The organism is Telluria sp. RB2R28, assembly GCF_059685835.1.
On the sequence record NZ_JCASIK010000001.1, the window covers coordinates 1,608,532 to 1,625,176 of the forward strand.

General features: G+C 68.0%; 9 protein-coding genes. 4 read left to right on the plus strand and 5 right to left on the minus strand.

What is annotated here, in order from left to right:
* The first annotated feature begins 65 nt into the window (after positions 1-65).
* From AC56LV_RS07025 to galK, 4 genes are all read left to right on the plus strand, one after another.
* Positions 66-2,834, plus strand: coding sequence for a glycosyl hydrolase 115 family protein (locus AC56LV_RS07025; RefSeq protein WP_499556658.1), 2,769 nt, complete (start codon positions 66-68; stop codon positions 2,832-2,834).
* A gap of 250 nt (positions 2,835-3,084) precedes the next feature.
* Positions 3,085-4,755: a sodium:solute symporter family transporter gene (locus tag AC56LV_RS07030; protein ID WP_499556659.1), complete on the plus strand. Its 1,671-nt coding sequence runs from the start codon at positions 3,085-3,087 to the stop codon at positions 4,753-4,755.
* A 34-nt stretch (positions 4,756-4,789) separates the two neighbouring features.
* Positions 4,790-5,869, plus strand: coding sequence for a UDP-glucose--hexose-1-phosphate uridylyltransferase (locus tag AC56LV_RS07035; protein ID WP_499556660.1), 1,080 nt, complete (start codon positions 4,790-4,792; stop codon positions 5,867-5,869).
* 7 nt (positions 5,870-5,876) lie between these two features.
* The gene (gene galK, locus AC56LV_RS07040) at positions 5,877-7,076 is read left to right on the plus strand and encodes a galactokinase (RefSeq protein WP_499556661.1); all 1,200 of its coding nucleotides are present in this window, start codon (positions 5,877-5,879) and stop codon (positions 7,074-7,076) included.
* Here the strand turns inward: galK and AC56LV_RS07045 are convergent.
* The 5 genes from AC56LV_RS07045 to AC56LV_RS07065 all read right to left on the minus strand — a co-directional run bounded on the left by AC56LV_RS07045 (position 7,051) and on the right by AC56LV_RS07065 (position 16,557).
* On the minus strand, positions 7,051-8,349 hold the full coding sequence (locus AC56LV_RS07045) for a glycoside hydrolase family 28 protein (RefSeq protein WP_499556662.1): 1,299 nt from the start codon (positions 8,347-8,349) through the stop codon (positions 7,051-7,053). The genes galK and AC56LV_RS07045 overlap by 26 nt on opposite strands.
* On the minus strand, positions 8,349-11,156 hold the full coding sequence (locus AC56LV_RS07050; protein WP_499556663.1) for an exo-rhamnogalacturonan lyase family protein: 2,808 nt from the start codon (positions 11,154-11,156) through the stop codon (positions 8,349-8,351). The genes AC56LV_RS07045 and AC56LV_RS07050 overlap by 1 nt, the downstream gene beginning before the upstream one ends.
* 125 nt (positions 11,157-11,281) lie before the next feature.
* On the minus strand, positions 11,282-11,818 hold the full coding sequence (locus AC56LV_RS07055) for a PEP-CTERM sorting domain-containing protein (protein ID WP_499556664.1): 537 nt from the start codon (positions 11,816-11,818) through the stop codon (positions 11,282-11,284).
* A gap of 37 nt (positions 11,819-11,855) precedes the next feature.
* Positions 11,856-14,108: a rhamnogalacturonan lyase family protein gene (locus AC56LV_RS07060; RefSeq protein WP_499556665.1), complete on the minus strand. Its 2,253-nt coding sequence runs from the start codon at positions 14,106-14,108 to the stop codon at positions 11,856-11,858.
* Between the two features lie 106 nt (positions 14,109-14,214).
* Complete coding sequence (locus tag AC56LV_RS07065) at positions 14,215-16,557, minus strand: glycoside hydrolase family 2 protein (protein ID WP_499556666.1); 2,343 nt, start codon at positions 16,555-16,557, stop codon at positions 14,215-14,217.
* Positions 16,558-16,645 lie beyond the last annotated feature (88 nt).

The window sequence follows — 16,645 nt, forward strand, 5'->3', positions numbered from 1 at the left end:
CCAGCCATGACTGACATGTCCGTCCGCATTACCATATGCCGTCTTTTGTCCCGGACCCGACACCAATGAAACCGTTGCGCCTGCTCTTCGTTGGTGCCTTGCTGGCAAGCGGCATCGTCCATGCCGGCCCCTTCGCCCTGGACCGTGACGGCGCCCTGCCCGTGCTCGTCACCGACGGCAGCATCACCATGCGGCTGGCCGGCGACCTGCTCGGGCGCGACCTGGAGCAGCTGACCGGCATCGCCAGCCAGCGCGCCGTGCAGTTGGCCGACTGCCCGCAGCGCTGCATCGTGATCGGCACCGCCGACTCGGCGCTGGTGCGCCAGGTCGCTGCCGCCATGGACATCGACCTGACGCCGCTGGCGGGCCAGCAGGAGCGCTATGTCCGCGCCGCCGGCCGCGCCGGGGGCCGTGAGCTACTGCTCATTGCCGGCGCCGAGCGCCGTGGCGCGGTCTATGGCGTGGTCGACGCGTCGCGCGAACTGGGCGTCTCGCCGTGGGAATGGTGGGCCGACGTCAGGCCGGCGCGGCGCGCCAACCTGGTACTCGACGGCGGGCTGCGGCTGTCGGCCGCGCCGTCCGTGGCCTACCGCGGCATCTTCATCAACGACGAGGATTGGGGCCTGCAGCCGTGGGCCGCGAAGACCCACGATCCCGCCAGAGACATCGGCCCACGCACCTACACACGCGTGTTCGAGCTGATGTGGCGCCTGAAAGCCAACCTGCTGTGGCCCGCCATGCACGACAGCACCGGGGCCTTCTACACGATCCCCGGCAATGCCCGGGCGGCCGATGACCATGCGATCGTCGTCGGGACCTCGCATGCCGAGCCGATGATGCGCAATAACGTCGGCGAGTGGCGAACGTCCTTCGGCGAATTCAACTGGTTCACCAACCGCGACGCGCTGCTCGGCTACTGGCAGGGCCGCGTGGACGAGGTCAAGGATTTCGAGAACGTCTACACCCTTGGCCTGCGCGGCGTGCACGACTCGGCCATGGAGGGGGCGACGAGTCCGGACCATGCGCGCGCGACCGTGGAAGACGTCGTCACGCTGCAGCGCGCCATGCTCGAGCGCAGCCTGGGCAAGCCGGCCGCGCGCATCCCGCAGGCATTCACGATGTACAAGGAAGTGCTGGACTATTACAACCGCGGCCTGCGGGTGCCGGACGACGCGACGCTGGTCTGGCCCGACGATAACTACGGCTACCTGAGCCAGCTCGGCACACCGCGCGAGCGCGCCCGCAGCGGCGGCAACGGCATCTATTACCACGTGTCGTACTGGGGCCGGCCGCACGATTACCTGTGGCTGGGCACCACCCACCCTGCCCTGATCCGAGACCAGCTCCAGCGTGCCTGGGCCACCGGCGCGCATCGGCTCTGGGTCGTCAACGTGGGCGACATCAAGCCCAACGAATACCTGACCGAGTACTTCCTCGACGCCGCCTTCGATGCGAACGTTCTACGCGAGGCCCCGGCTGACCACTTGGCCACCTGGGCTGCGCGCCAGTTCGGCGCTGCGCGTGCCGGAGCAGTCACCGCGATCATGCTGGAATACTACCGGCTGGCCTGGGAGCGCCGTCCGGAATTCATGGGCTGGAGCCAGACCGAACCCACGCGCCAGGTACGCACCACCGAGTACATGCGCACCGGCGGCGAGGAAGCCGAGCGGCGCCTGGCCGCCTACCGCGACCTGGTGCACCGCGCCGAAGGGCTGAACGACAAGCTGCCTGCGTCCCTGCACGATGCGTATTTTCAGCTGGTGCTCTACCCGGTGCGTTCCAGCGCCAGCCTGAACGAGCGCATCCTGAAGCTCGATCTGGCCGCCGACTACGCGCGCCAGCAACGACCGTCATCCACTCTGTACGTACGCCAGGCCGAGGCGGCTCACGCAAGGCTGGTGGCCGACGCCGCCCGCTACAACGGCCTGTCGAATGGCAAATGGGCCCATTTCATGGACATCGCGCCGCGCCGGTTGCCGGTCTTTGCCGAGCCGGTGTATCCGGTCTATGGCAGATCCGCACGGCGCGGCTGCAGCCTGGTCTACCCGGCGCCGTTCTCGGTCGAGGCCAGCACCCTCGTGGTGCCGGCCGGACGGGGCACCCGCCGCCAGCTGACGCTGGTGAGCCATGGCGGCGAGGACGCCGCCTGGTCGCTTGCGCCCGGCGCGCGCGGCGTGCGCGTGGACATCGCATCGGGCCGGCTCGACGCCGCCCATGGCCACGAGCAGCGGCTCACCGTGCAGTTTGACGGGACGGCCGATCCGGCGCTCTCCCTGCGCTGTGGCGCGCATACGCTGAAGGTCAACGTCCAGGTGCAGGCGTCCGACGGCGCGGTGGCCGGTGAGCGCGAACGGATCGTGGTCTTGCCGGCGGCCAGCGCCGCGCCCGCGCCGGACTGGGAAGCGCTGCCCGGCCTGGGCACATCGGGCAAAGCCATGCGCGCCCGCCTGGACCTGGCCTCGCGCGGCGCGGATGCGCTCGAGGGCGCAGCGCCACTCGAATACCGCTTCCAGACCCATAGCGAAGGCGGCGCCACCGTGCGTTTTGTCGCGCTGCCGGTCCATGCATTGACCGTCGAAAACCGGGTGCGCATCGCAGTGCAGCTGGACGACGGCGCGCTCGAGACACTCGACTACACGACGTTCGGGCGCAGCGACGAATGGAAGCACAACGTCCTGGCCAATATGGCCGTGCGCAGCAAGACGCTGGAGCGGCTCGCGCCGGGACGGCATACCCTGCGCGTGTACGCCCTCGACCCGGGCGTGGTGCTCGACCGCATCGACGTCGTGATGGACGGCGCCCCGGACTACTACGGCATGCCGCCGTCGGACTGACCCCCGAGAGCGGCCAGGGCAACCCGATTTATCCGGCACGATTTCACGCAACATCGCCGCACTGATCGTTTCGCTGTCAATCAATCACCAGATTGAGTAGTCCTGCCCGCAGCAGTAGCCGTGCCGCAGAGTACTATTCGTCTGCCGGCCTACCGACACAGTGCGCCGGGGGGCGAAGGCCGCGCGCCGCGTCAGGCACATAACAGCAGGCGGGACGCTCGTACCCGGCCGCACAGAGACAGCGAATTCAATGACCCCATTCACCACCCTCGACACCTTCGTCTTCCTGGTCTACTTCGTGGCCATCTCGGCCTACGGCATCTGGATCTACTGGCGCAAGAAGCGCACCACCGGCAAGGCCACCCACGACTTCTTTCTGGCCGAAGGCTCGCTGACCTGGTGGGCCATCGGCGCTTCGCTGATCGCCTCGAACATCTCGGCCGAGCAGTTCATCGGCATGAGCGGCTCCGGTTACCGCATCGGCATGGCGATCGCCGTGTACGAGCTGATGGCGGCGCTGACGCTGGTGATCGTCGCCATCTTCTTCATGCCGGTCTACCTGAAGAACCGCATCTACACGATGCCGCAGTTCCTCGAGCAGCGCTACGGCAAGGCGGTGGCCACGACGATGGCGATCTTCTGGCTCGGCCTGTACGTGGTGGTCAACCTGACCGCCATCCTGTATCTCGGCGCACTGGCGATCAGCAGCATCGCGGGCCTGGACGTGATGGCCTGCATGCTGTTCCTTGCGGTGTTCGCCACCGTCATCACCCTCGGCGGCATGAAGGTCATCGGCTACACCGACGTGATCCAGGTGCTGTGTCTCGTGATCGGCGGCCTGGTGACCACCTGGATCGCGCTCGACCTGGTGGCGGCGCTGGCCGGCGGCCAGGGCGCCATCCGCGGCATGAGCGAACTGTATCTGCGTGCGGGCGAGCACTTCGACATGATCCTGTCGCGCGACGATCCGCACTACATGGACCTGCCGGGCATGTCGACCATCATTGGCGGCATGCTGATCGTGAATCTGAACTACTGGGGCTGCAACCAGTACATCATCCAGCGCGCGCTGGGCGCCAACCTGCACACCGCCCGCAAGGGCCTGCTGTTCGCAGCGTTCCTGAAGCTCCTGATGCCGGTGATCGTGGTCCTGCCGGGCATCGCCGCCTATGCACTCGACAAGTCGGGCACGCTGGGCGACGCGATGCGCGTGAATGGCGAACTCAATCCCGACCGCGCCTACCCGACCCTGCTCGCCCTGCTCCCGGCCGGCATCAAGGGCCTGGCTTTTGCGGCCCTGACGGCGGCGGTGGTCGCCTCGCTGGCCGGCAAAGCCAACAGCATCGCCACGATCTTCACGCTCGACGTCTACTACAAGCACTTCAACCGCGAAGCCAGCGAGCAGCGCATGGTGTGGATCGGCCGCGTGTCGGTGGTCGTCTCGATGGCGCTGGCGGTGATGCTCGCGCCGCTGATGGGCATCGACAAGAAAGGCGGCTTCCAGTACATCCAGGAATACACGGGCTTCGTCTCGCCCGGCATCCTGGCCATGTTCCTGCTCGGCTTCTACTGGCGCAAGACCACCGCTGCAGCGGCGATGTTCGCGACCATCGGCGGCCTGGTGTTCTCGATCTTCCTGAAGTTTCTGCCGCTCGCGATGGACCTGGGCTTCCTGGCGCCGATCGGCTTCGCCGTCCGGAATGGCGCCGGCGTGTATGAGATCCCGTTCCTCGACCGGATGCTGATCGTGTTCATCATGGTCGTCATCGGCATGGTCGTGATGAGCACGATGGCCCGGCAGGACGGTTCGCTCAAGCGCATGCAGATCGACCGCACGCTGTTCCGGGTCGATGGCGGCTTTGCCCTGGGTTCGGCCGTGATCTGCGTGCTGCTGGTCGCCATTTACGGGCTGGGATGGTAGTCTTCCGGCTATCCGAACCAGACAAGGCCCGATCATGTTCAATCCTTCCGACCATCCGCACCGCCGCTACGATCCGCTCGGCGGCGACTGGGTGCTGGTATCGCCCCACCGCGCCAAGCGCCCCTGGCAGGGGCAGCAGGAGGCCGTCGACCGCGCCACGCGGCCGGCCCACGACCCCGGCTGCTACCTGTGCGCCGGGAACACGCGGGTCAACGGCGAACGCAATCCCGACTACCAGGGCAGCTATGTCTTCGAGAACGACTTCGCCGCACTGACGCCCGACACGCCCGACGCGCCACCCGCTGCCGACCCGCTGTTCCAGAGCATGAGTGCGCGCGGCACCAGCCGCGTGATCTGCTTCTCGCCCGACCATTCGAAGTCGCTCCCGCAGCTCGCGCTGCCGGCGCTGCGCGAGGTGATCGATACCTGGTGCGCGCAGTCGGCCGAGCTGGGCGAGCGCTATCGCTGGGTCCAGGTCTTCGAGAACAAGGGCGCGGCGATGGGATGCTCCAATCCCCACCCGCACGGCCAGGTGTGGGCAACGAGCTTCCTGCCCGACCTGCCAGCGCGTGAAGACCGCCAGCAGCGCGCCTACCGCGCAGAGCATGGCCGCACGCTTCTGCTCGACGTCGTCGAGCGCGAAGCCCAGGCCCAGGAACGGGTCGTGGTCGCCACCGAACACTGGCTGGCCGTCGTGCCCTACTGGGCCGCGTGGCCATTCGAAACCCTGCTGCTGCCCCGCTTCGCGGTACGCCGCCTCGACGACCTGACCGATGCCCAGCGCACCGACCTGGCGCTCGCCCTCAAGCGCCTGACCACGCGCTACGACAACCTGTTCCAGACCTCGTTCCCGTATTCGATGGGCTGGCACGGCGCGCCGTATGGACAGGATGACCGGGGTGACCGGGGTGACAATGCTGACGGCTGGCAGCTGCATGCCCATTTCTATCCACCGCTGCTACGTTCGGCCTCCGTGCGCAAGTTCATGGTGGGCTTCGAGATGCTGGCCGAAGCGCAGCGTGACCTGACGCCGGAGCAGGCGGCCGCGATGCTGCGCGCCGTGTCCGATGACGTGCACTACCTCGACGCCCTCCCGACCGAACCCACACCTTGACAACACGATGAGCGATTTCCTGACGGCCCGCGCGGCCGATGTCTTCCTGGCCGCGTTCGGCCAGCCACCAACGGTCAAGGTCCAGGCGCCGGGCCGCGTCAACCTGATCGGCGAGCATACCGATTACAACGACGGCCTGGTACTGCCCTGCGCGATCGGCTACCGCACGGTGATCGTGGCGCGCGAGCGCGACGACCGCGTGCTGCGGGTGGTGGCGGCCGACTACGACGACCCCGTCGACACGGTTTCGCTGGACGCGCCGATCGAACGCCTGGCCGCACCGATGTGGGCCAACTACGTGCGCGGCGTGGTACGTGAACTGCTGGAACGCGAATCGCCGCACGGCGCCGCGCGCGGTATGGACCTTGTGATCGCGGGCGATGTGCCGAAGGGCGCCGGCCTGTCGTCGTCGGCCTCTCTGTCGGTGGCCGTGTGCACCCTGTTCTCCACCCAGCCGGCGTTCCAGGACCTGACGCCGATCGAAGGCGCCCTGATCGCCCAGCGCGCCGAGAACGACTTCGTCGGCTGCAAATGCGGCAATATGGACCAGATCAGCTCCGCCTGCGGGGTCGCGGACCATGCGTTGATGATCGACTGCCGTTCGCTCGATGTGCGGCCGGTGCCGATCCCTGAGGGAGCGGCGATCATGATCGTCGAGTCGCACATCACCCGCGGCCTGGTCGACAGCGCCTACAACACGCGCCGCGCGCAGTGCGAAGCAGCCGCGCGCTACTTCGGCGTGCCGGCCCTGCGCGACGTCGACCTGGCCGCCCTGCAGACCGTGGGCACCGGCCTCGATCCGGTCGTGCTGCAGCGCGCACGCCATGTGGTAAGCGAGAACGCACGTGTGGAAGCGGCCGCGCTGGCGCTCGCCGCCGGCGACCTGGCGCGCATGGGCGTGCTGATGGCCGAATCACACGTCTCGATGCGCGACGACTTCGAGATCACCGTGCCCGCCATCGACCACCTGGTCGAGATCATCAAGTCGGCGATCGGCGAGGCTGGTGGCGTGCGCATGACGGGCGGTGGCTTTGGCGGCTGTGTCGTGGCGCTGGTGCCGGAACGCCTGGTGGAGGCGGCCCGCCTGGCCGTGGCGCGCGATTACCGCGCGCCCAATGGCGAGCAGGCCACCGTGCACGTGTGCCGCGCCGCTGCGGGCGCAGGCCTGCTCAAAGCGGCATCTACAGCGTCACCTGCTGTCCATTGACGACAACATTCTCCAGGCGCACCCCGCTCGCGCCCGAGATGTCCGGCCGCGCGTCGGCCAGGGTCAGCACGATATCCCTGAACACGATGTCGCTGATCGCGGTCTGGTCGGGATTCGGGGCGATCTTGCCGAAGCCACCGTAACGGCCCTTGATCCCCACCAGGCTGAGATTTCGTACGATGGACCTGGGCGGCGGCGCACCTTTCAGGTCGACATACTGCGTCCACGGCTGCACTGACACGATCGCGCCGCGCGGCGAGTCGAGCGTCAGGTTGCGCAGGTGGATGTTCTCGTAGTGCTGGGGCGTGTCCGGCCGCAGCTTAAGCACCGCCACGTTGAGCACGTGCCCGGTCACACGGCAATCCTCGACCAGCACGTCACGCACCAGCGTCGCTTCGCTGCCGAGCGTCATGACGCTGTGGCCGCGCCGGAATTCGCAGTTGCGCACGCGGATGCCGACCACGGGCGGGCTGTCCTTGTCGTCCAGTGCGAACGGGCCTTTCGAGCCCTTGGCGGCGATGCAGTCGTCGGTCACCGAAAAGTAGCAGCCGTCGATCGTCACGCGCTGACTGCTGTCGATGTCGATCCCGTCGGTGCTGGGCGCCTGCTGATAGTCATCCGGCACCACGAAACGCGCATTCTTCACCAGTACATCCTGGCAGCGGTACAGGTGCAGGTTCCAGAACTGCGAATCCTTGAACGTCACGCCTTCGACGATCACGCCGCGCGAGCGCTCGATCAGCGCCAGGCGGGCGCGCGGGACGCTGATGTTCGGGAAGTTGCCCGGGTCGCTGGCCGCATTGCGCAGCTTCCAAAACTGGTCCCAGATCGGGCGCCCGGCGCCATCGAGCGTGCCTTCGCCGCTGATATGGAAGTCGTCACAACCACTGGCATTGATCAGGGCCGGATTGAAGTGCGCGGCGAAGTGGCCCTCGATCCGCGTGCGCCCGGCCGGAAAATGCGTCAGGTCCGTCGAGCATTTCAGGACCGCGCCCCTGGCCAGGTGCAGGTTGACCTTCGGCTTGAAGAACAGCGCGCCGCTGACGAACACGCCGCGCGGCACGACGACCGTGCCGCCGCCGCTAGAGGCCAGGGTGTCGATGGCCTTCTGGATGGCCCCGGTGTTGACCGTGCTGTCGTCGGCCACGGCGCCGTGGGCCGTGATGTCGGCTTGGCTGGCCTGCGCGGCCAGGGCCGGCCAAGTACCCAAGTACAAGGGCGCGGCCAGGAGCGACATGGTGGTGCGGCGGCGGCTGAAACAGGAAGTGGGCATCACTTGGGTTCCTTTTGCGGGGACGTGTTGTAGAAAATGATGGACGCGGCGCGCGCCGCCTCGTCCAACGTGTCGCCAACGAGTGCCAGGTTCTGGATCGCCGCCAGACTCCACTGCGCCGAACTGTTGGTGCTGATATCCGGCAGTTCGTCCAGCGCGCGCAGCACCGCCACGCCGCCGACCTTGCGCGCCCCCGCATGCGACTTCATGAAGCCCGATGCGAACAGCTCGCGCCAGGCGCGCAGGGCCAGCGCCCGGTCGCGCTCGTGGTGGGCCGCATAGGCGGTCAGGCGCGAATGCGAATCGGGCTGGGCGCGCCCGCGTGGCGCGCTGCCCAGCAGCACAACCAGTTCCTCCGTCGACCCGTTGTAGTTGCGGCAGTATTCGAGCCAGGCCTTGCGGTAGCCCGGCTCGTCGACGAGGGTCAGCAACTCCGAACTCATTTCGACCACGCCGAACACGCCATTGAGCTGCGAGAGACGCACGGTGTCGCCCGGTCCGCTGAATGTGCCGGTGTTCGGATCGTACGGCGCGCTGGAGGCAAACCAGCGCCGCTCGAGCGCGCCGATCGTGCGCATGCCATGCACGATCTTGTCACGCCAGCGCGTGTCGCCCGTGCGTTCCCACTCGGCCAGCCAGGCCGCTGCCAGTGAACCCCAGACGGTGCCGAACGACGCTTCCACGAGCGGATAGGGCCTGGGCGATGGCGCGCTGGTGGGCAGCGCGCCCGGAGTGGACAAGGGACGCAGCTTGCGGCCGATGTCGACCTTGTGCAGGTCGGCGTCCGAATCGAGCAGCTCGCGCATCAGGTCTCCCGTGCGCTCGTCGGCAGTCAGAAAATAATAGATGCGCCGGTAGGCCGCGTTCGAGACGCGCGGCTGTTTGGACGAGTCGGACCAGTGCTGCACGCCGTGGCGCGTGCCGAAGCCCTTGAACGGGCCCGCATGGTAGACGTCAACTTCGCCCGTATGGCGCGTCATCGCCTCGGCCAGCCTGAAGATGTCGGCGCGCCCGGTGCGCAGATAGCTGTACCAGAGCCACAGGTCGGTCGAGAGCTCCGAGTTGTCCCAGGCGTAGCCGCCGATATCGTAGCGCCACATGTGGCGGTCGTTGTCGTAGCTGTGCATCACGTCGCCGTACGACCAGAAGCCATACCAGCGGTGCTGCTCGACTTCGCGCAGGTACTGGTCGAGCCGGAACGCCAGGTGATCCTCGATCACCGCACGCGCCGGCGTGCTGCGCTCGGCCGGGTCCCAGTCGCCGAACACGCCGCAGGTGTGGATCCGGCCAGGATCGAGCACCAGCCGGGCCGGATCGGCCACCTGCCCGGCCATGTCCGAGAACGCCTGGTGCGACGGCGTGCCATCCAGCACCCACAGCTGCAGCTCGGTGGTGCGCGCCACCCCCGTCGACGCGTCCCAGCCCGGTTCGTAATCCTCGTAGGTGATGTTCAGGCCCGCGATCTGCTCTTCGAACGTGTCCATGCCGTCGGCCGAGCGGTACGAGCGCATGTCCATCGCCGGGGCCGATGGTGACCATAGCCAGGCGGTGACGTCGGCCATGGCGGTCGCGGCGCCCCGCACGTCCAGCTGGCCCGGCGCGCGCTGCCAGAAATCCTTGAAGCCGAGCGCGACGCCGCCCGACACCCCGCCTGCATAGACCAGCCCTTTGCTGCGGGTGCCGGCATTCGCATCGATCCAGGCATGGCCACTGCGGGTACGCTTGCGCAGAGTGAAGCCGTCCGGCGTCGGCTGCGCCAGCGTGAAGTCGCCCCACTCGGGGATCCAGCGCATGCCATCCTGGACCGGCCTGGCCATGCCGGCCAGCGGCGGCAGCGCCTTGCCGGCCACCTGCGCGTCCTTGAATGCCTGGCCGGGGTCGCGCCGCAGTCCCGTCACGGGCCGTACGGCTTCGCCCCACACGCCAATGCCTTCGCCGGCAAAGCGGATGTGGCGGTCATAGGTTGCGTCGCGCATCGGCACCTGCGCCGTCACGCCCAGGCCGCCGATGAAGTCGGTGGCCGGGTCGCCGTCGAACATGAACGAATGGACGATGCGCACGCTGTCCGCGCCGGCGTAAAAGTACAGGCGTACCGAGAACGGCAGCCAGGTGCGGCTACTCCCCGCGCGGGCGACGTGAACGCCATCGAGCTTGACCACGGCGCGCACCGGGCCGCTTTGCTCGAGCGCGACGCGCGTGACCTTGCTGGTGAATGCCTCGCGCTGCACGCTGCCCGCCCCTTCAAGCTCGGCGCCATCCTGACGCAGCGCGACCAGCCGCAGGTGCTGCATCGTTACGCGGCCGGCGCGCGTGGCGCTGTCGACCAGGTATTCGCCACTCGTCGGCACGGTCCAGGCCAGCTCGCCCGCGCTGATCACGATCGCCGCAGCCGACTGCGTGACCGATACGCCGGCCGTTGGCGCAGTGCCGGCGCCGGCCTTCAGGTTCCAGCCGGGCGCGGTGGCGCCGGCAGCCACCGCATGCGCCGTCCACTTGAGCGAACCGTCCGGCCAGTAGGCCAGGGGCCAGGATTGGACCGCCGGCGCCCCCGCGCCGAGCGTGAACTGCAGTGTCTTGTTGGCCGGCAGGCGCAGCGTGCCGCGCGGCCAGGGCACACCGAGTGTGGCACCCTCGAAGCGGGCGGGCGGCTGGCCGTCGAGCCAGTGCAGCGCAGTGCCGGTCACCGGCTTGCCCTTGCCGGGGATGTTGGCAGTGGTGGCCGAGGAGACGGCCGGCGCGCCCGGCACGGCGGCCAGGGCGGCCGCGAGCTGCACGAAGCGGCGCCGGGCCGGGAGGAAGGTTGGCAAATCGTGTCTCCATCATCACTCAGGGTGCGATGGATTATGCAACCGCGCCGCCCGCCGCTCGTCGCCCGGTCAACAATAATCATCTGGCCGATCGATTCGCGCCCGGCCAGACAACGCCCTGTGCGTCAGCCGTTGACGGCACGCTGGCGGCGCAGCGCCAGCAGCCCCGCCAGCCCACCCAGCAGCAGCATCGCACTGGCCGGCTCCGGCACTTCATTCGCCTGCACGATGCTGAACGAGAGCAGCGGCGAGTCGTCGAGCTGGCCAGGATTGTAGACATCCCAGTCGCTCCAGTCGTACAGGCCATTCATCCCGGCCAGGTCGAGCGTGAGCGACGTGCCCAGATCGACCAGTGTCAGGTAAAAGCCGGCGTCATGGCCACCCGGATCGGCGGGATTGGTATTGCTCAGAAAGATCCATGGCTGGGGCTCGTCCTGGCTCAGGTTCCAGACCCGGTCGATGGCGACGGTGCGCACCAGGTCGACCAGCGTGCCCTGGACCGCCGTGACGTGCGTGGGCGCGCTGCTGTCGTAGTAGAACTGCCCGTCAAACGCGCCGTCGCGCCAGGTTGCCTTCAGGTCGTACCAGCCGACTGGCGCCGCCCAGGCAGATTGGGCGAGCATGTACAGCACCATCGCGAACAGCATGTGAAGCTTTTTCATGGGATAACCTTGTCATCAAAAGAGGAAAGAAAACGGCTTACGGCACCGTCAGTTCATCGAGATTGCCCAGGCCCTGGCCGGTCGACTCGAAGCGCAGCGTGTTGTCCTGGCCAGCGGCCAGGTTCACGCTCGCACTCATCGTCGTCCAGTTGTTCCAGGCGCCGGTCGGGCGGAAGGTGATCGGCTGCGCGGTCCCGTTCACGCGCAGCACGCCGGTGCGCGGTGTCGGATTGCCGTTGGCGTAGCGGATCGTGATGGTTTTCACGCCGCCGGCACCGCCATTGATGCGCTGGAACTGCGCGCTGCCGCCGTTCAACGGAAAGTTGAGAAAGCCGATGTGCCGGAAGCCCGGGCGGTCGGCCATGACCTGCACGTTGCCACCGACGATCGCGGTCTCGGCCTGCACCGCGCCGCTGCCGTCATACGGCACGTGTACCGGCGCCTGCGGGAACGCCGGCGCGCCGTGTCCAAGGTAAAAACTTGGGTGCGGCGGCTGGTTGTAGCCGGCGTTCTGGCCCGCCACCTGGCTGCGGTACTGCGGGTCGTGCATCAGGGTCGTGATGCGGGTATTGGTGGGGATCGTGGTGCTGTAGATCTGCAGCTCCGTGTTGCTGCTGTTGCGCAGCACGATCTCTTCGCGCCAGTCGCCGAACAGGTCCGCGCTCAGCACCGGTGTCGCCTTGGTGCCGTTGTTGGTCGTGGCGCCGTTGACTGCGCCGTCGATGAGCGTGGCCAGGGTCCGGGTGGCCGGATCCCACTTCTGGACCGCAGCGCCGCTGACGACTTCGCGCAGCAGGTCGCCGTCCCACCATGCGCCGAAGTTCGTGGAATTGGGCGGCGTCGCGTTGATCAGTTGGCCGGTGGCGCTGCGCAGGCCACCGCGCGAAGCCCAGCACTCGGCGCCAGCGTAGGCCGGGTCGATATCGAAGCACACGCCGCGGCCCACGTCCGCATTGGCGCCGCTCGCGCCCCAGATCAGCGCCCCCGTGGCCGCGTCGTGCATGCCGGAGCCGCTGGCGCCGTAGGATGCCGGGCTTTCGTGGATCATGTAGATCTGCTGGCCCGGGCGGTTCGGGTCGAACTTGCCGAAGTGGAGCGCGTCGCCGTGGCCCAGGCCCGTCGTGTAGAGCAGTTGGCCGTAGCTGTCGATCGTGGCCGCGCCGTACACGATGTCGTCGCGGCCGTCGCCATTGGCGTCGCCGGTCGCGAACCAGTGGGCGCCCTGGCCGCGCGCGGCCGCGCCGGCGACGTCGGTATCGAAGACCCAGCGGCTGGTCAAGGCGCCGTCGCGCCAGTCCCAGGCCGCGATCACCGCGCGCGTGTAGTAGCCGCGCGAGAAGACGGCGCTCGGGCGGTTGCCATCGAGATTGGCCACGCCGCCCAGGAAGCGGTCGACCCGGTTGCCGTAATTATCGCCCCAGGCGGCCACGCTGCCGCGCGCCGGCAGGTAATTCGCCGTCTTCATGGCCGCGCCGCTCAGGCCGTTGAAGACGGTCAGGAATTCCGGCCCCGTGAGGATATAGCCATTCGGGCTGCGGTGGTCAGCCGTGGCCGAGCCGATGACCACGCCCTTGCCATCGACGGTGCCATCGGCCGTCTTGGCCATCACCTCGGCCTGGCCATCGCCATCGAAGTCGTAGGCCACGAAGGTGGTGTAGTGGGCGCCGGCGCGGATGTTCTTGCCCAGGTCGATGCGCCACATGCGGGTGCCATCGAGCTTGTAGGCGTCCAGGTAGGTGTTGCCCGTGTAGCCGGACTGCGAGTTGTCCTTGGCGTTGGTCGGTTGCCACTTGACGATGATTTCGTAGGCGCCGTCGCCATCGAGATCGGCCGGCGAACCGTCGTTGAGTTCATAGGTGTAGGCCACGCCGTCGGGCGTGGTGCCCGCTGCCGGCGCCTGCACCGGGATTGCCAGGTACGGCTTGTTCCAGGTGGCGCCTGCAGCGACGCCCGCCTGTTCCACGCCGCCGACGACGGCGCGCACCGTGTAGGCGTGCGCTGTTGTTCCGGCCGGATCGGTGTAGTTGAGCGCATCGAGCGGCGCGCTGTTCAGGCGCGTGGCCCCGCGGTACACATTGAAGCGCGTGCCGGGCGCATCGAGCGCGAGCTGGCGCCAGCTGATGAACACGCCACCACCGACACCGGCGCCGGCGCTGATGGCGACGGCGCCCCGGTCCAGCCGTTCGATCTGCTTGCCCGGGATGGTGATGACGGCGCTCGCGCTGCCAGCTACTGTGGCGGCCAGCAGTGCGAGCAGGAAGTACGAGGCTCTAGCTTTATGTTGGATCATTTTGTCTCCGTTAGCTAACGATTGGTGATGCCTGCGTATGCCTGAATTGCACTGCCCGGGTCAGGACGGCCCGTTGAAAAAAAGGGTCGAGGGGGTGCGGCGCTGCTCAGCGTTCGAGGCTGCCTGTCAGCGCGCCCAGTTGGGCCTGCGCAGCGACTCCGGCGCGTGGCCCCGTCACGCGCACCAGCACACTGGCGACGCCTGCTTCGAGCGGCGCGACGGCGCTGCCGACGATCTGCGCGCCCTGGACGTCGGAGAACGCGACGTCGCGGCCGCTCGCGGGCACCGTCGTGCCACGGGCGTCGAGCATGTGCGCGCGCAGGAACACCAGGTCGCCCTCGGCCACCGGTACGCCCATGTCGTCGAGCGCCAGCGCCAGCGTTGCTGGCGCTTCCGGCGTGCGCACGCGGTGTTCGGCCACGAGACGGCCCTTGGTGTACGCGCGCGCCACCAGTTCGCCGGGAACGAAGCCGCCTGTCTCGAATTCCAGCGGAGGATGCGCCAGGTGCGGGTGCGCTGTCGACGGCCCGCTCTTCTGGCGGCCCACCGGCTTGCCGTTCAGGCGCAACTCGACGTCGTCGGCATTCGAGAACACCCGCACGCGCGGCGCCGAACCGGCTTGCCAGTAACTGGCGATGAAGACCATCGGGCCGCCACCCCACTGCGGTGAGCGCTCCATTGCGCTGCGCTGCGAACGGAAGAACTGGGCCGCGAACTTGGGCAGGCGCTCGATGCTCAGCGCGCCCGACTCTTCCAGATCGGGCGCATAGCCGCGCGCGTAATCGAACATGACCCAGTAACCGTCGGCGAAGGCGGGCGTGGCGGCATTGTCGTCGCGGGCCTCGGCCACGTTGCGGGCCTGCTGCAGCAGGCGCGCTTCGCCCTGCCCCAGGCCCTGACGGCTGGAGCGGTCGGCCGGCTTGAGGTCGGCCCAGGCGGTCTGGTTGAAGCCCGCGTTCATCGCGTAGTACTCCCAGTCGCCATATTCCGAAACGATCAGCGGCTTGGCCGGCAGTGGATGCTTGCTGCCGATGCGGTGCTGGCGCGCCTGCAGGTACAGGTCGTAGGTCTGCGGCACCCAGCCGGCCGAGTGGGCCTGGTCGCCCGGGTATTCGTTGTGCACCGTCGCGTGCAGCGCCTTGATCAACGGGTCAGGCATCTGCGTCTCGTTGAGCGAACATTCCCAGGCCACGACGCTCGGGTGGTTGCGGTCGCGCCGGATCATGTCGGCGCAGGTCTGCACCACCTGGCGCGCAAACGCCGGGTCCGGGTTGTGGAACTGCCAGCCGGGGATCGCTGGCAGCACCATGAGCCCAAGTTCGTCGGCCGCGCGCATGAAAGCCGGCGACTGCGGATAATGCGACAGGCGCACGAAATCGAAGCCGTAGCGCTTGATCAGGAGCGCGTCGCGCGCATCGGCCTGGAGCGAGAGCGCATAGCCGACGTACGGGTATTCCTGGTGCCGGTTGACGCCGCGCAGCTGCAGCGGCGCGCCATTGAGCAGCAGCCGCGCGCCCTCGAAGGCGAGGCGGCGCACACCGATGCGATGCGTCACCGCATCCAGGCCTGCCGCCGAGACGACCGTCGATGCAAGCGTGTACAGATTGGGGTCTCTGGGCGACCACAGTTTCGGCCGGTCCAGCGCAATCGACAGCGTGACGTGGCGGCGTTCGCCGGCCGCCAGGCGCACCTGTTCCTGCGCCTGGCCCACTGCCTTGCCTTGCCACGCCAGCGCGTGGCGCAGCGTGACCAGCTGCGCGGCGCCGGACGTGTTGGCGACCTCGGTCTTGGCCTGCACCACGGCCGCCGCCTTGCCTGCCTTCGGATACGTGACGAACACGCCGCCACCGCCCGGCGTGTTCGACAGCATCTCGTCCGTGATGTGCACCGCCGGCTTGATCACGAGCCGCACGTCGCGGTAGATGCCGCCGTGCTGAATGTAGTCGAGGTCCTTGAGCGGCTTGGGACCGGTGACCGGGTTGTCCTCGTTATTGGCGCGCACGACGAGTTCATTGGCGCCGCCGGCATTCAGGGCTGCGGTGATGTCGAACGCGAACGGCAGGTAGCCACCCAGGTGCTGGCCCAGGTAGGTGCCGTTCAACCAGACGTCGGCCACGTTCATGACGCCCTCGAAGCGCAGGATCGCGCGCTCGCCCGGGCGCAGCGTCACGTCGAGCCGCTTCTTGTAAAACGCGGTGCCCTGCCAGGGCGCCGTCGGTACGCGCGGCTCGAGCCGCGCTGCGTGCGGGAGGTCGACCCGGGTCCAGGCCCCGGCCGGCACCTGGTCGGCGCTGGCGATCTGGCGGTCATCAGCGCGGTAGAACTGCCAGCCCGCGTTCAGGTTGATGTCGGCGGCATGCGCCTGGGCGAGCAATCCGAACCACGGCAGCAGCAGGCGTACGGCGGCCTTGCGCAGGCGCGCTGCGCCGGCGAAATCGAAGAAGGTCATGGTGATGTTGTTGAAGCGACTGGAGCGGATTGCCAGTCTAGGTACATCCCGGCAGGCGTCGCAAGCGATATCGTCGCGGCAAATGAAA

Bases quoted from the DNA above. Each gene is read 5' to 3' on its own strand.
- AC56LV_RS07025 (WP_499556658.1), top strand. From the start codon at position 66: ATGAAACCGTTGCGCCTGCTCTTCGTTGGTGCCTTGCTGGCAAGCGGC.
- AC56LV_RS07030 (WP_499556659.1), top strand. From the start codon at position 3,085: ATGACCCCATTCACCACCCTCGACACCTTCGTCTTCCTGGTCTACTTC.
- AC56LV_RS07035 (WP_499556660.1), top strand. From the start codon at position 4,790: ATGTTCAATCCTTCCGACCATCCGCACCGCCGCTACGATCCGCTCGGC.
- galK (WP_499556661.1), top strand. From the start codon at position 5,877: ATGAGCGATTTCCTGACGGCCCGCGCGGCCGATGTCTTCCTGGCCGCG.
- AC56LV_RS07045 (WP_499556662.1), bottom strand. From the start codon at position 8,349: ATGCCCACTTCCTGTTTCAGCCGCCGCCGCACCACCATGTCGCTCCTG.
- AC56LV_RS07055 (WP_499556664.1), bottom strand. From the start codon at position 11,818: ATGAAAAAGCTTCACATGCTGTTCGCGATGGTGCTGTACATGCTCGCC.
- AC56LV_RS07060 (WP_499556665.1), bottom strand. From the start codon at position 14,108: ATGATCCAACATAAAGCTAGAGCCTCGTACTTCCTGCTCGCACTGCTG.
- AC56LV_RS07065 (WP_499556666.1), bottom strand. From the start codon at position 16,557: ATGACCTTCTTCGATTTCGCCGGCGCAGCGCGCCTGCGCAAGGCCGCC.